We start from the raw sequence: 16090 nt of genomic DNA on the forward strand, positions 1-16090 counted from the left end.
TAGATTCTGTGTGTAAGCTCCCAGGAACTAACTTTTTGCTAGAGAGAACATAAATTTATGACTTTTGATTACGACCTGTTTGTAATTGGTGCGGGTTCGGGAGGTTTAGCGGCTTCCAAACGAGCGGCTAGCTACGGCGCAAAAGTAGCGATCGCTGAATATGATTTAGTTGGTGGCACTTGTGTGATTCGCGGTTGCGTTCCCAAAAAACTCATGGTCTATGGTTCTCACTTTCCTGCACTATTCAGTGAAGCTTCAGGCTATGGCTGGAAAGTGGGCAATGTAGAGTTTGACTGGGAATATTTCATTACATCTATAGATAAGGAAGTTCGGCGACTGTCGCAACTACATATCAGCTTCTTAGAAAAAGCCGGAGTGGCACTAATTTCTGGTCGCGCCACATTAGTAGACCCCCACACAGTAGAAGTTGATGGCCGCAAAATTACAGCAGACAAAATTTTAATTGCTGTTGGTGGACGTCCCATCAAGCCAGATTTAGCAGGGATGGAACATGGCATTACTTCTAACGAAATCTTTCATCTCAAAGAACAACCAAAACACATCGTCATTATTGGCGCTGGTTATATCGGCACGGAATTTGCTTGTATTATGCGCGGTTTGGGTTCGGAGGTGACACAAATTACCAGAGGTGAAAAGATTTTGAAGGGATTTGATGAGGATATCCGTACAGAAATTGAAGAGGGTATGACAAACCACGGAATTCGCTTGATTAAGAATAATGTGGTGAAAGCAATTGAACGTGTCCCAGAAGGGTTGAAACTGACTTTATCAGGAGATGACCAAGAACCACTAATTGCCGATGTATTTTTAGTAGCTACCGGTCGAACTCCCAATGTAGATGGATTAGGTTTAGAAAATGCTGGGGTTGATGTTGTCCCTAGTTCTATCGAAGGGCCTGGATACCTTACCACAAATGCGATCGCAGTTAATGAATATAGTCAAACTAGTCAACCGAATATTTTTGCTGTTGGCGATGTCACCGACCGAATCAGTTTAACTCCCGTGGCCATTGGCGAAGGTCGCGCCTTTGCCGATAGCGAGTTCGGGAATAACCGCCGCGAATTCAGTCACGCAACTGTTCCCACAGCCATATTTTCTAGCCCAGAAGCCGCGACAGTCGGCTTGACAGAAGCCGAAGCACGGGAAAAACTCGGTGATGCCGTAAAAGTTTTTCGCACTCGTTTTCGCCCCATGTACTATAGTTTGACTGGTAAGCAAGAAAAGACAATGATGAAGTTGGTGGTTGATAGCAACACCGATAAAGTTATAGGCGCTCACATGGTAGGTGAAAGTTCAGCTGAAATTATCCAAGGTGTAGCGATCGCGGTCAAGATGGGCGCAACCAAAAAAGACTTTGATGCCACCGTGGGTATCCATCCCTCATCCGCAGAGGAATTTGTCACAATGCGGTAAGTATGTCATCTGTCCTTTGTCATTAGTCCTTTGTCTAAAACCAATGACCAATGACTAAGGATGATCCTAATGTGAAAATTTGAATGCCTACTCAATATATATATCTTCACGGCTTTGCTTCTAGCCCTCATTCTGCCAAAGCGCGGAATATAAGCGATCGCTTTACCCAAATTCACACAAAGCTGAAAATTCCCGATCTCAATGCAGGCGATTTTTCCCAGTTGACAATCACTCGTCAAATCGCTCAAGTTACCGCAGAATTCAACAATGATTCTACACCAGTAACGCTCATTGGCTCAAGTTTGGGTGGTTTGACTGCCGCCCACTTGGGACAGCAAAATTTACAAGTGCAACGCTTAGTTTTGCTAGCACCAGCTTTTGGGTTTTTATCCCATTGGTTGCCCAAGTTAGGGGATGAAGAAGTACAGCGCTGGCTGCAAGAAAAATATATCATGGTCTATCACTACGGGGAAGAGCGATTAATTCCTTTAAGTTACGATTTCGTCATAGATGCTGCTCAATACCAAGAAAAGCTTTTGCAACGCCCTATCTCCACGCTAATTTTGCACGGCAAAAATGATGAAGTCATTCCAATCGAAGCTAGTCGTGACTTTGCGCGTTCTCGTCCTTGGGTGCAGTTAATCGAACTCGACAGTGACCACGCCTTGGGTAATGTCATGGAAGAAATTTGGCAGGCAATTCACCTCTTTTGCCAATTACCTTAAAGTTGTAAAATATTAGACTCATATATAACTAATATTCTGAGTCATTTGTCCTTTGTTAGTTACTAATGACCAATGACTAATGACCCTTACGGGTGACGCTCGTTCCTCGCTAACGCCAGTTACTCATGGGGGAAACCCCCAGACGCTCACGGACTCGCTAACGCTGCGCTATCGCTCTTAGCGTCTCCCCTTCTCCCAAAGGGAGAGGCTAGCGCCAAGGGAGAAGACCGTGCTGGCTCACCTATGACTAATGACTAAAACTATGCTTCCCTTCATCCGGTCAGATTTAGCCCAATTCACCGCCTATAAACCTCACCCCAGCAGCGATACAGCCAATTCTGTCACCACACAGTTTGATCGGCTAGATACAAATGAAAGCCCCTACGATTTACCACCTGAGTTAAAAGAGAAGCTGGCGTGGACATATCAGCAAGTAATTGAAACAAATCGTTATCCCGATGGTGGACATGAAACACTTAAAGATGCGATCGCAAAGTATGTCAATGAATCAGCCGCTCTCTCATCATCCTTGTTTACGGCTGCCAATATTTCTGTTGGCAATGGCTCAGATGAAATTATCCGCTCTTTATTAATCGCCACCTGTCTAGGAGGAGAAGGTTCAATTCTCGTTGCCAATCCCACTTTCTCGATGTACGGGATTTTGGCACAAACTTTGGGCATTCCTGTTGTGGCAGTGGGTAGAAATGAAACAAATTTTGAAATTGACTTAAAAGCTGCACAGTCTGCGATCGAACAAACTCAAAATCCCCCCATTCGGGTAGTTTTCGTAGTGCATCCCAATTCACCGACTGCCAACAGCTTAACTGCGGCAGAGTTGACATGGTTAAGAAGTTTGCCAGAGCATATTTTGGTAGTAATTGATGAAGCTTATTTTGAATTCAGCCAAACTACCTTAGTCGGTGAATTAGCACAGCATCCTAATTGGATAATATTACGTACTTTTTCTAAAGCCTTCCGGTTAGCATCTCTCCGTGTTGGTTATTGCGTTGCTCATACAGAAGCGATCGCCATCTTAGAAAAAGTTCGCTTACCTTACAATCTCCCCAGCTTTTCCATCGCAGCAGCATTAGTTGCTTTACAAAACCGCACACTCTTGCTGGAATCAATTCCTCAAACCCTGAGCGAACGAGCCAAACTCATCGAAATTCTATCCCAGCAGCCAGAACTACAAATTACCCCAAGTGCTGCTAACTTTATTTACCTGCGTCTTCAAGCAAATAGCTTTAGTTCACAAAACGCTGCATTAAAAACTTTCCACCAGCAACTTAGGACGCTGGGTACTCTTGTAAGACACATTAGCGGAGGATTGCGAATTACCGTTGGAACTATAGAGGAAAACGCCCGCACCATAAATCGAGTCCAAGCTGTTTTGGTAAATTTGGAATCTTCGCAATTCACTCAGTAATTAAACTTGCTGTTCATATCACTGCCCAAACGGCGTACTATTCCTACTGTTTGTGGCAGCACACCCACCAAAAGAGCAAAGGCAACATCCGGTAAAAGAGCCACTATTTCTGGTGGAAAGTATTGTTCAAATTGATCGAGAATCTTCTGAACACGCTGCCCAGGCAGTGGATTTTCAGTGATTTGTTTGATTAATCGAATCCACTGTCGCCTAATCAAGTAAGCTTTCTGACGTTCTTCATTAGATTCGGGAATTAATAAAGACAGATTACCTATAGGCAGTGCCCTTTGGCAATCACAATCGTAATCCCCACCCACAGCAGCCCCAGGCCCAGCAAACTCTGCATGGTAGCGTTTAAAGAGTAGTAACCCATTTCTCCTACGACTATTGACAATAAAAACTTCTCCGCTGTGCAAACGCGTAAGGATATCCGAGCCTTGTGACTGCTCAGTTCCATCTGACATGACAATAGAATCAAGGAAACTTGTTTCAGGATAATAAGTTGATACCATAGAGGTCTGATAGCGTTGATGCTGTTCGCTATCCATGTTTTTTAAAGTTTCAACGAATGTGGTAGTAGTATGCACTTCAAAACTTAAATTAAGTGTTGTGTTAAATCAGGTTTTTGAATGTCTTTTATTATCAAGAGTTTTTTAGTCAAATGAACTAAAACAGCAGTATGTAGACGTTGTTTCAGCAATTGAGTGATTATATTTTATGGGATATAACTAGATTTGTCTGTAAACTCTAGGAGTGTTTTCTTAAAGTTTTTATAAAGATGAATATCTTAATTACAAAGTTATTATGATGAACCGATGACTTTTTTAAGCGTATTTTCGCGCATACCCCCATTCTAATCCATTTATTTGTCTATATCGAATACTTCAAAATATTTGTTAACGATAAATCCCAAAAGGCAAAACTTAATATTTTATAATGTTAAAAATCTTTGCCAAAAAGAGACTTTATTTTTTCAATAATCAATAATATTTTTCGGAACCAGTCTGATGAGAATATTCTTCCTAAAAAGAATTAGAAAAGCTATTTATTCGATTTATAAATTCATGCTTCTGAGTTTTTATTTAGTACCTTATGGCAGAAATTTGTCTACCATTAACCAATTGCTTGAGTAACTAGCTATCTGTTTTATTGAGATAGTGAATGGATTCCGGGCGTGTTGTACTAGATATTTAGCCTAGTTATCTTGTCTTTAATTACTGCTATGAGTTACAGATTTTATCCGAATTAATTGCAACACAAAACTTGACAATTACCAAAACAAAATTTAGATGCTGGAGTCAGCACTCAAGTGCTTGTGCAAAAGCATCTGATTTGAGCGTCTTAGGAAAAATGTATTCCAATTAGATTCGACTTTATGCACCCGATATCCCAGCTTGAAATAAAGCTGTCTTGCTTGATGGTTATTTTCTAAAACATGGAGATATAAGTCTTTAAATCCCCACTCGCGAGAGACTTTTTCACAGCTAGTAAGTAATCCTGAAGCCACACCATGTCTACGGTATTTTGGGTGAACCGCTAAATTAGATAAGTAAGGAAAACCTACGCCAACCTGGCTCCAGGAATCACTGTACCGTACACCCAGTTCCACACTTCCCACTAAATTATTAGACTCACCAGTAGTAGCTTCAAAAGCGACTAAACAAACATGACGAGGCGGAGGTGATGCCATACGATGCCTTAAATCTTCGTAAATACCCAGACGTAACAATGGAAAAGCCCATCCCCATATACCCTTGTGGGAGTGAAAGCTTTCAGTAATAATTTGGGCAACACCAATCAAATCAGCAGGTGTAGCCGTCCGAATTTGGAATTGGTAGGAAGCTGGATCGATTGGCTGTTGGTGGTATGGGTGAAAAAACCGATATTTCAAGGCTAGTTTAGTATTGATTTTATTCTAAGAAAATTTCTCAAATATCCGAAAACACCATTTTAACTAAATGAAAACTTAATTGCTGCTCAGGAGCTTGAAGTGACACAACATCGCTAATTAGCTTTTGCTTGTGGATCAAACAAAGTTTTATACTTTAGTTTGAGGTTTTTTCAGGAGGCAAGAGCAAAGCACGCTTAAAAGCGTAAAACTTAGGTTGTGGAAGCTTTATCTTACTGCACTTTCTGCGACGCTCCTACGTCGCTAACGCAAGGCTTACGATACAATTCAATTCTTCTTTTTGAGCTTGTCGTTGACGCAGCCTCTAGTAGAGAAGGAGAGTTTTCATTTCATTCACTTCTTTCCTCCAATAATCACTGTCCTCTGTAGTTCGACTGAGCGATCGCCAAACATATTCTTGCTTTCTCTTATAACCTGCATTTTGAAAGAGTCTTAGGAATTAGAGCTTCATAAATCTATAAACTTAAATTCAGTAGGTTCTGGTGCATCCCTTGCTTTAGGTAGGTAGGATATCAGACTGATTACCACAAAAAAATCTGTAAAGTGATATAGCCTGGGCTGAGTGAGTAGAGAAATAGCATAACTTGCCCGTAGGCAGCACCTACAAAATTGTTAAGTAAGTACACCATCGCCAAACTCTGGTTTCAAATCACCCTTGATTGCAGTACTGAACTTTTTTGGCACTTGCTGCTACACTGACACTACTTTGCTACGAAATTATATGAATGGGCTATACATATACTGGTACAAGAATCTTAAGCTTCCCTAATCCCTAATCTCTAGCTCTCCAACCACTATAACTTGTCTGAATGATAGTTCTGATTGCTAAATTAGAAAGAGGTATTTGTCTAATAGTATACTTTGGTTTTCAATCTTATTTTGTTGATTTTGCTGACTCGACCATGACTATCATAAATAAAATTTACCTGCAAGTGTTAGTACAACTGCTGCGGAGGGAAAACTTAATATGCAGCTTCATCTGGATTTTCAAGCTAGCTATGAGCGCTGTGTGTGGTAGTCAGACATTGCTCACAGGAGGTGAAGGAACATTTGGCAAGCAAGCATCGACTCTGTAACACTAAAACAGACTATGAAAGCAATTACACTGCACCAAAGCAAACAGTAATCGGCACAAGCCATTGAGACGAATTACTGTGAGCAAATGCTCCTACACTCAGCAGTCATGTAGCCAACCAGCCTTATTGGTCGAAATGCTCTGCTCTCACCTGACTCAGAAAAATCCTTACCTGATCAGATTATTCTTTATCCGACTGCCGTTGCAGCAGGAAAGCGGTGCATGAAATCCCAAGCAAACAGTAAGCCTAAAATTTTGGTTGTCGATGATGAACCAGACAACCTTGACTTGCTTTACCGCACTTTCTATCGCGACTATAAGGTGCTAAGGGCAACCTCTGGCCCCGCGGCCCTTGATCTGCTGGCTCAAGAGGGAGAGGTCGCGGTGATCATCTCCGATCAGCGGATGCCGATGATGAGCGGTACAGAATTTTTAAGCCTCACAGCAACTCAATATCCAGATATTATTCGGATTATTTTAACTGGCTACACCGATGTTGAAGACTTGGTGGAAGCAATCAACGCTGGTAAGGTATTCAAATATGTCACTAAACCCTGGGAAGCTGAAGAACTTAAAGCAGTGGTACGCCAAGCTTTGGATACCCACAATGTTCTCAAAGCCAGAACCCGCGAACTTACCCGCACACTCCGTCAAGAATCGCTGCTGAATACCGTTACAAATACGATTCGCAGTGCTTTAGACTACAGACAAATTTTGCAAGCAATTGTAGACACAGTGGGTCACATGTTGGAGGTGGATGTCTGTCTGTTGCGTCCTTTCCAAGATGACCAGTTGGCGGATAAAGGATTTATTTATCAGAAGCCTCTTTCTGAAGAAGCAGAGGAGCAGGGGATCGGAGGGGAAGTAGCACTAAATCTTTCTCCTCTGCCCCCCATCTCTTCTGTTCCTCATCCTCTTGTTTCCCCTCAGCCTCTTTTGGCTCAGACGGTGTGGGAAACCCGCGAAGTCCAAGTAATTCACGATGCCATCGATGATGAGCGGATTCACGGTAATACTGCCGAACTACACGAGCGTGGGGAAGCTTTTGCTGCTGCTAATATTCGTTCTAGTTTAATTGTGCCACTGATCTGCCAACAAGAACTGATGGCAGTATTAGCACTGCACCAGTGTTTTCAGCCTCGCCTCTGGGGGGATGATGAGGTGCAGTTAGTTTTGATGGTAGCGGATCAGGCAGCCTTAGCTTTATCTCAAGCTTATGCTTACGAACAAGTACGTGCCCTTGCCAAGCGAGAAGCCCTAATTAATACGATTACAAGCGCGATTCGCTCTAGCCTAGATCCGCAAGATATCTTTGCGGCGATCACCCAGCAATTGGGGCAAGCTTTACAAGTCGATGGCTGTGTCCTGTCTTTGTGGACTGAGGAAGATGAGTTTGTCGAGTGTGTAGCCTTGTATGACAGTTTTCAACATCTAGAAAATTCACGCTTGCCAGCCCCAGATAATCATTTAAATGGCAATAATCACGTACCAACTCAGAGATTACCCTATTCTCAAGCATCTATACAGGAGAATCCCATCCTCCAACAAATGCTACAGACTCATGAACCTGTGGTAATTGGTAATGTGAGCCATTCTCCCTCAGATGTGCGGGGTTTTGATTTGCCTTTAAAAATGCCTGCGCGATCGCTAATGTTTGTACCATTGTTGGCTGACGGTAAATGTATCGGTAGTATTACGCTACATGAAGGTAAAAAAGTACGCCAATGGCTACCGTCTGATATCGATTTGGCCAAAGCAGTAGCAGCACAAGCAGCGATCGCTGTCCAACAGTCACACTTATATGAAAAAACTCGCCAACAAGCTGAACGCTTACTGGAATTAGACAAACAAAAAACCGAATTTTTCCAAAATATTTCCCATGAGTTTCGCACACCCATCACCTTGATTCAAGGGCCTTTAGAGTCTGCGGTGGCGGCTGGTGAAGGATTATCTTACTCCCAAAGTGCGATCGCTCTGCGTAATTCCCGCCGCCTGCTGCGGCTGGTAAACCAACTCCTGGATTTACAACGCCTGAATGCAGGGAGAATGCAGCCTAGCTTCCATCCTTGCGATTTAGTCGAGTTTGTCAGCCAAATTGTGGAATCTTTTCGTCCCTACTGCGAGAAAAAGAGACTGCATCTCGTCACCCAGTTGGATGAATGTTCTACGGTGTACTTGGACATGGAGAAATTTGACAAGGTGGTTTATAACCTCCTGTCAAATGCCATGAAGTTTACTCCCGAAGGTGGCACGATTAGTGTCAGACTAAAATCTGAGCGCGATCGCTGCGTCTTGCAAGTACAAGATACTGGAATTGGCATTGTTAAAGAACAAATTCCCCACCTATTTGAGCGCTTCCGCCAAGCAGAAGGTTCAGCAAACCGCTCCTATGAAGGCAGTGGTTTAGGTTTAGCTTTAGTTAAAGAATTGGTCGAATTACATGGTGGTCAAGTCACTGTGGAATCAGTTTACGGCCAAGGCACTACCTTTAGTTTATGGCTTGTGAGTGGAAATGCTCATTTACCGCCACAACAAGTACTAGAAACGCCTACCGAACTTAATACCAGCCGCGCTAGCGTAGAATTGGCTGATTTAGAACTAGTAGAGTCAACAACAGACAATATTGAAGATATTACAATAAACTCCCCCACTAGTATTGATACTCAAGACTCAGCACATAAGACTCAGCACTCAATTTTAGTTGTAGATGACAACCCAGATTTGCGAACCTATGTATCTGAGATTTTCCGTCGCAACGGTTATCGCGTACAGACGGCTCGTAACGGTTATGAAGGGCACCGTCTAGCTCAGGAAATTCTACCCAGCTTGATTGTAACTGACTTAATGATGCCCTTGGTCAGCGGACTTGAGATGATTCAGTTGATCCGCAATGAGGAGAAATTGAAAGGAACACCAATCATTCTGCTGACAGCCAAAGTAGACGAGGAAACCCGCATTGAAGGTACAGAACATGGGGCGGATGCTTATTTAGCAAAACCATTCAACGATCGGGAACTTTTGGCGGAAGTTCGGAACCTTTTGGCGTTGAAAGAAAATGAGCGGCGAATCGTGGAGTTAAATACTTATCTCACAGAATCGGTGCTAAAGCGCTTTTTACCGGCTGTATTGGTGCAAAAAGCCGCAACTGGAGATTTGACGTTAGATTTGCGCCCAGAACCACGCTTAATTACAGTTTTGTTTAGTGACATCGTGGGTTTTACACAGCTATCAAATACTCTCAGATCCCGACGAGTCGCAGAGTTGCTAAATGAATATTTAGAAGCTATGACCAAGGTTGTATTTGGTAATGGCGGCACTGTCGATAAATTTATGGGAGATGCGATCTTAGCTTTATACGGAGCGCCCGAAGAACTAACCCCCAATGAACAGGTGCGTCGTGCTATTAATACAGCAAGAGCAATGCACCGTTCACTGGCTGTATTAAACGAACGCTGGCGAGAGCAAGGTGTATTCGATGGCGACAGACTTACTAGCGTCCAGTTTCGGTGTGGTATCCACCAAGGTACTGCTGTTGTGGGGATGTTTGGTAGCGCGGAACGTGCCGATTATACTGCTATTGGCCCAAGTGTAAATATCGCTGCCAGGTTGCAAGCTGCCGCTGTTCCCGGTACGATCCTGGTTTCTGCTGCTGTGGCAGATTATTTGCAGGAAGAAGAAATTACTAAAGGTAGTCCGCTAGAACTTAAAGGAGTAGATGAAACAGTTTTGACTTTCGCTGTTACACCAGAGGTAATGGTTAATCGCTAAAATTTAGACTGGTATTTGAAAGCATTATCAATGAGTAAGAGTGCCTAATCATATCCAGTTTATATAATATGACACCATCGGTTGCAGACAAAACTCCAATTCCAGCCAAGGTCTGGAGACGACACACCGATCCACCAGGTTTGTGGATTTCTGTTGTTGTCGGTTCAGTCTCTCTGCACTTACTGGTGTTCTGGCTGATGCGCTCATCTAATGTATTTAGTCTGTGGTTTCCCCAACAAAGTCAATCTGCTGTTCCCATTGAATTGATAGACATTGCTCCCAAAACAAAATCAATAATCAAATCAAAATCAACAGCCAAAACAGTTTCATCAAAGCCACTATCTTTACCTCAAAAGTCTGTACCAGTAGCACGTCCACTACAGACAGGACGAACTACGCCCAGAAATCAAGATTTTGGCGTCATAAATTCTACGGATAATCCCCAGAAAAAGAGCCGAACTGACGCTTCTCAAACTAATCGCAAACTCTTTAGACGACAGATAATTCCCACGCCAAAACCAACGCCTACAGCCATACCAAAACCAACGCCTACAGCCACGCCAAAACCAAAACCTACAGCCACGCCAAAACCAAAACCTACAGCCACGCCAAAACCAACGCCTACAGCCACGCCAAAACCAACACCTACAGTTCCAGTTGGTAATTTACCTTGGAAGCGCCGTCAAGAAATCAAACTGGGAAAGGGAAGACCACTAACAGCAGGTATTCCATCAAATCGACCAGTTTTAGAACCTGAAAATAGGGAAACTCCAGCAACTCCGACTAGAGAAACTCCACCAGCTTCTACTAGAGAAACTCCAGCAACTCCGACTAGGGAAACTCCACCAGCTTCTACTGGGGGAGCATCGGTAGCAATAGTAGCTCCTTTATCTAGAGATGAAATGATTAGCTTGATACAATCAAGAGGATTTCGACAAGATGTTTTACCCGACGTTATCGCTTTATACAAGGGAAGCAACACAAAACAATTAGACTCAAGTTTTCTTGTCCAGAATTCTGGACTTAAACCAGCACAGCTCTTGGCTAGCTTAATAATTGATAGCAAGGGTAACTCTATAGAGGCTGTAGTTCTAGAAATACAACCAGTAGCACTGCAAAGTGAAAAAAGCACATACGAGCAAGTCCTCAAGGAAGTTTTCAAAACAGAAAACTTTCTTCCTGCTCACAATAACGATGGCAAAAAACCAGACTTGAGCAATCTGTATATCAGAGTCACAATCCAAACTGCCAATTAAAACTAAATGCTTGATTTTTCACCTAAGCTATGTTAAATTCATAGGGTTGGAAATACGCGGGCGTAGTTTAGTGGTAAAACTATAGCCTTCCAAGCTATTAATGCGGGTTCGATTCCCGCCGCCCGCTTAGAAAAAACCCTCAAATATACTAACTAGTGCCATAAATAAGGTTAGGGAGACGCGATAAATTGCCGTCTCTACAAGAGATTTATCCGTCAATTGGTTTTGAAAGACTCAGAGCAGCAAAATTTCAGGCAAGGTGATAAATGCAGGTGTGGGAGTCACCCAATGCTTCTTGATTTTCTGAATTTAGAATTGCTGCTACGCTAATTGAGGTTTTCTAGGCGAATGCGTGGATCGGCTGCTTTGAGCATCAAGTCGGCGATTAAATTGCCAACAATCAGCAATACTGCGCCCATTAATAAGCTTGCCATTAATAAATATAAATCTTGAGCTTGTAAAGCCTGTAAAGCTAATCTCCCTAAACCGGGCCAGTTGAAGAAAAATTCGGCGATGAAAGCACCATTTAATAAACCAGCTAACTCAAAACCCAATAAGGTAATTAAGGGATTTATAGCGTTGCGGAGTGCATGAACGTAGATGACGCGGTTTTCTGGCAGACCTTTCGCACGAGCCGTTTGGATGTAATCTTGACGCAGCACATCCAATAATTCGCCGCGAGTGATGCGTTGCAAACCAGCAAAACTTGTAATTGAGAGTGCGATTGTGGGTAAAATCATGTGCCAGCCGATATCTAAGATTCTGCCAAACCATGATAGTTCTGAGTGATTAATGCTAGTCATACTACCCACTGGGAATAGCGGCGAGGTGATTTGGGCTAAAACCAGCAGCGCTAAGGCAGTGATGAAACTGGGAAAGCCTTGTCCAGCGTAACTGATCACCTGTAGAATCCGGTCTGCTGGTTTATTTTGTTTAACAGCGGCAAAAATCCCCAGTGGGATGGCGATCGCCCATGTGACAATTAAAGATGCGATCGCTAATAACAAAGTTGCTGGTACTCGTTCCCACAACAGCGATGCCACTGAACGCTGATAAATAAAACTTGTGCCAAAATCCCCTTTGGTCAAAATTCGCCATAGCCATAGCCAAAATTGCTCTGGCCAAGACTTATCTAAGCCAAACTGCCGCTTGATTTCCGCAATTCTTTCTGGAGATATCTTCGGATTTTGCCGTAGCGTATCTACATAATCACCGGGAGCGAGTTGAATGATAAAAAACGACAAAGCTGACGCCAACAACAAAGTCAGGAGTGCCTGCAATAGCCGCTTTCCTACATAAACAAAAGTTTCGCTCGTGACTAGCCTGATTAGCCAATCCCGACCTGTCTCCAAGGAAAGTTTTGTAGATGTCATTTATCTTTTGTCCTTTGTCCTTTGTCACTTTTCCTTTGTCACTTGTCCTTTGTCCTTTGTCACTTGTTTTTCTATTGACCAATGACCAATGACCAATGACTAATATTCAATTAAAGAGATAATTGGCACATCCGGCAAATGTGTACGCCCTTGTAAATCCCGTAGCTCGATAATAAACCCAAATCCTACTAGTTCGCAGCCAATTTTCTGCACCAACTTTGCTGTAGCACTTGCAGTTCCACCTGTGGCAATCAAATCGTCCACGATCAAAACTCGGCTACCTTGGTGTAAAGCGTCTTGATGCACTTCTAAGCAGTCTGTACCATACTCTAGTTCATATTCAATTGAGTGAACGACTGCCGGTAACTTACCTCTTTTGCGAATGGGAATAAAACCAGCTCCTAACTTATAAGCCAGAGGTGAACCAAAAATGAATCCCCTCGACTCTATGCCAATGACATAATCTACAGCTATTCCAGTTTCGCTGCATTTTTGTGTTAAAAAGTCAATAGTGTAGCGCAGTCCTTCGGGATCGCGCAGTAACGTAGTAATATCCCGAAATAAAATTCCGGGTTTCGGGAAATCTGGGATGTCACGAACGAGAGACTTTAAATCCATAACATGGGGAATGGGGAGTAGGGAATGGGGAATGGGGAAAGTTAGGAGTGAGGAGTGAGGAGTTATTAATTTAAATTCATAACTATCCCAGTCTCCAGTCTCCAATCTCCAATCCCTAATTTCAGATACCTGAAAAATCGTACACTATAATGTCATACGCTGGGGGTCGAGGCTGAAGTTTCGCCATTTATTGACGATAATTAGAATCTAAACCAAGCTAGAAAAGGTCTTGCATTAATAAATGGGGTGAATTTAGTGATGTTTTAAAATTTTGATTTCAATATAGGGAAAACTTTCAATAGAAAGAGTTAAGTAATGTATATATCAGGTAGTCATGATACTGCTACAAGTCTAACGCTCAAGTCTTGACTACCGACCTTAAATTTGTTTTATCTAGTCTGTTGGAACCGCATAAGGTATTTATAGAATGAATGTCTCAGCAAGTTTAACGCCGTTCAACAGTCCAACCCAAGACTCAGTGCCGATGATTTTGGACACTTTACCAGATCCGGCGATCGCTTCCAAAACCTGTCCTCGGAGAACCAGGCTGCAAATTGACCTGATTTTACTGGCAATTGAAGCTTTAGAGCTTGGTGGTTCAGAAGCAATCCTGGCTTTTGCTCAAGAGTTGGATCTTAAAGGAATTGTTAAAGACAGGGTAAATTTATGGCGGATGCGTAGCTCTAACCCGCTACGAAGAGCGCATATACGCCGTCCCTTAACTATTATGGAAGCCAAAGCTCTGGTGGTCATTGCTTGCTACATAGCGCGGCGTTTAACTGTTGTCATCCGCCAGTTATTAATGATATGTCAACAAATGGAAGAGAAGCAGATTCCATTAGAACAGAATTTGCGTCTATCTAATTATCTAGAGCGGTTTAGAGCGCATTTTAAAAGCCGGATGAATGCTCGGCGTTCTGGTGTACTAGCATTAACTTCTGATGAGAAATTAGATGCACTAGCGATAAATTTGTTAGGACAATTACTATTTTGTACTGGTACGGCTGGAATGCAGCGGTTCTGGATTAGTCTTTTTGACGGTGAAGTGGAATGAATATTCAACGTAAGTATAGTCTACCTAATTGTACACTTCTTTTAGAAGGGTTAAGTGATGTCACTAGGGCTACACAGTTCCAGGAAATGCGCCCGGAATTGTCAATATTGGTAAATGCAGAATGTTATTTATCTGGTTACAATCAACCCTTAACGGGAGGACGGGAATTTTTTGAAAGTTTGGTAAGGGCTGTTAGTGGCTACGCCCAAGAATTTTTAAGTAGTGTACCGAATCCGCAAGCACACAATCAGGAATCGGAGCTAGTAGAGTTTCAGAAAATCGACAGCAACCGACATCGGTTAATCATACATTCAGAAGGCGCTCCAGAGGGATTTGAGTCTCACTCTAAAAATTCCAAACGTCCGCCGATTGAAATAGATTTGAATACAGTGCAGTTGTTTGATTTAGTAGAAGCAGTAGATCAGTTTTTTGCTGATAGCCAGACTTTACCAGAATTATCTCTAGAACTACAACCGGTTACTAGACGCTATGGCGGTGCTAGTCAGGCTTTGATCAGGCAGGCTGTTCCTGCGGCTGTGGGAGTATCAAGTTTAGCAGTAGCAGCGATCGCATTTAACTTGATTCCACCTCCCCAAATTCGTCCACCACAGCCTAAGGCAGATGAGCAAACTAGCTCTACAACAAAAAGCCTCACTCCTCCAGTATCAGCGAATACAACTCCTATTGCCGCTGCAACGCCTACACCAACACCCGCAGCCAATACAACAAAGCCAGTAGTTAAAGATTTAGAAGCACTTTTAAATACAGTTCCAGAAATTACCGATCCATCCCAGCTGCGTGCATTAAATCGTCAAGTGTATAACCAAATTCATCCAGCTTGGACTAAGCGTTCAGGATTGCAACAGGATTTGGTCTATCGTTTGGGTGTAGCTGCCGATGGAGCGATCGTTGGTTATAAGGCGGTGAATAAGGAGGCTAATCAAGGAGTTGGGCAAACTCCTCTGCCTAATTTACTTTACAATCCTGCTAACCGCGCTCCCATTTCCAATGAACCGATCGCCCAATTCCGAATAGTATTTACTACAAGTGGTGTGCTGCAAGTTAGCCCTTGGCGGGGATATGCGAGGACACCAGAAGTAATCGGTGCAAAAATTACTGATTCTAAAATAACGAAAGGTTTAAATCAAAAGCTTTATAATACAGTTCGCCAAAGCTGGAGTGGTACTCCCACCTTTACGCGAGATTTGAAATATCGGGTAGCAGTCAACAAAGATGGTGTGATTGCTGACTATGAACCACTCAACCAAGTTGCCTTTGACTATTTTCGGGAAACACCTCTTCCCAAGATGTTTAACGCTATCTACGGTTCAAATGTAGCTGCTCCCAATGCCAAAGAACCTCTGGCTCACTTCCAAGTGATATTCAAGCCTAGTGGCACATTAGAAGTTACTCCTTGGCAGGGATATCAATAATTGGGCATTGGGCATCCCT

The 16090-nt window shown here is 42.9% G+C and carries 12 protein-coding genes and 1 tRNA gene; 9 read left to right on the forward strand and 4 right to left on the reverse strand.

What is annotated here, in order from left to right; genetic code table 11:
• Window positions 1–57 precede the first annotated feature (57 nt).
• The 3 genes from gor (at window position 58) to FD723_RS17600 (ending at window position 3585) form a co-directional block, all read left to right on the forward strand.
• Window positions 58–1434, forward strand: a complete 1377-nt coding sequence (gor, locus tag FD723_RS17590; RefSeq protein WP_179066471.1) for a glutathione-disulfide reductase — start codon at window positions 58–60, stop codon at window positions 1432–1434.
• A gap of 83 nt (window positions 1435–1517) precedes the next feature.
• The gene (locus FD723_RS17595; protein WP_179066472.1) at window positions 1518–2159 is read left to right on the forward strand and encodes a YqiA/YcfP family alpha/beta fold hydrolase; all 642 of its coding nucleotides are present in this window, start codon (window positions 1518–1520) and stop codon (window positions 2157–2159) included.
• 262 nt (window positions 2160–2421) lie between these two features.
• Entirely contained in the window at window positions 2422–3585 is a 1164-nt protein-coding gene (locus tag FD723_RS17600; protein WP_179069184.1) for a histidinol-phosphate transaminase, read from the forward strand.
• On the opposite strand, the gene FD723_RS17605 is transcribed toward FD723_RS17600, so the two are convergent.
• Complete coding sequence (locus FD723_RS17605; protein ID WP_179066473.1) at window positions 3579–4133, reverse strand: hypothetical protein; 555 nt, start codon at window positions 4131–4133, stop codon at window positions 3579–3581. The genes FD723_RS17600 and FD723_RS17605 overlap by 7 nt on opposite strands.
• Window positions 4134–4870: 737 nt before the next feature.
• Window positions 4871–5476 carry a GNAT family N-acetyltransferase gene (locus FD723_RS17610; RefSeq protein ID WP_179066474.1) on the reverse strand — a complete coding sequence of 202 codons (606 nt, stop codon included), beginning with the start codon at window positions 5474–5476 and terminating at the stop codon, window positions 4871–4873.
• 920 nt (window positions 5477–6396) lie between these two features.
• On the opposite strand from FD723_RS17610, the gene FD723_RS17615 reads away from it, so the two are divergent.
• The 4 genes from FD723_RS17615 to FD723_RS17630 all read left to right on the forward strand — a co-directional run bounded on the left by FD723_RS17615 (window position 6397) and on the right by FD723_RS17630 (window position 11720).
• Window positions 6397–6570, forward strand: a complete 174-nt coding sequence (locus tag FD723_RS17615; protein ID WP_256874850.1) for a hypothetical protein — start codon at window positions 6397–6399, stop codon at window positions 6568–6570.
• 221 nt (window positions 6571–6791) lie between these two features.
• Window positions 6792–10337 (forward strand): response regulator, encoded by a 3546-nt coding sequence (locus FD723_RS17620; RefSeq protein ID WP_179066475.1) that lies wholly within the window; start codon window positions 6792–6794, stop codon window positions 10335–10337.
• Between the two features lie 68 nt (window positions 10338–10405).
• Window positions 10406–11593 carry a hypothetical protein gene (locus tag FD723_RS17625; RefSeq protein ID WP_179066476.1) on the forward strand — a complete coding sequence of 396 codons (1188 nt, stop codon included), beginning with the start codon at window positions 10406–10408 and terminating at the stop codon, window positions 11591–11593.
• A 56-nt stretch (window positions 11594–11649) separates the two neighbouring features.
• Window positions 11650–11720: transfer RNA gene (locus FD723_RS17630), tRNA-Gly, on the forward strand.
• A gap of 199 nt (window positions 11721–11919) precedes the next feature.
• Here FD723_RS17630 and FD723_RS17635 read toward each other — a convergent pair.
• Entirely contained in the window at window positions 11920–12966 is a 1047-nt protein-coding gene (locus FD723_RS17635; RefSeq protein WP_179066477.1) for an ABC transporter permease, read from the reverse strand.
• Between the two features lie 99 nt (window positions 12967–13065).
• Window positions 13066–13584, reverse strand: coding sequence for an adenine phosphoribosyltransferase (locus tag FD723_RS17640; RefSeq protein ID WP_179069185.1), 519 nt, complete (start codon window positions 13582–13584; stop codon window positions 13066–13068).
• Window positions 13585–14011: 427 nt separating this feature from the next.
• Here FD723_RS17640 and FD723_RS17645 point away from each other — a divergent pair, with 427 nt between their 5' ends.
• Window positions 14012–14638, forward strand: a complete 627-nt coding sequence (locus FD723_RS17645) for a DUF3038 domain-containing protein (RefSeq protein WP_179066478.1) — start codon at window positions 14012–14014, stop codon at window positions 14636–14638.
• Entirely contained in the window at window positions 14635–16071 is a 1437-nt protein-coding gene (locus tag FD723_RS17650; protein ID WP_179066479.1) for a DUF4335 domain-containing protein, read from the forward strand. The genes FD723_RS17645 and FD723_RS17650 overlap by 4 nt, the downstream gene beginning before the upstream one ends.
• Window positions 16072–16090: the final 19 nt, after the last annotated feature.

The organism is Nostoc sp. C052 (assembly GCF_013393905.1).
GTDB lineage: Bacteria > Cyanobacteriota > Cyanobacteriia > Cyanobacteriales > Nostocaceae > Nostoc.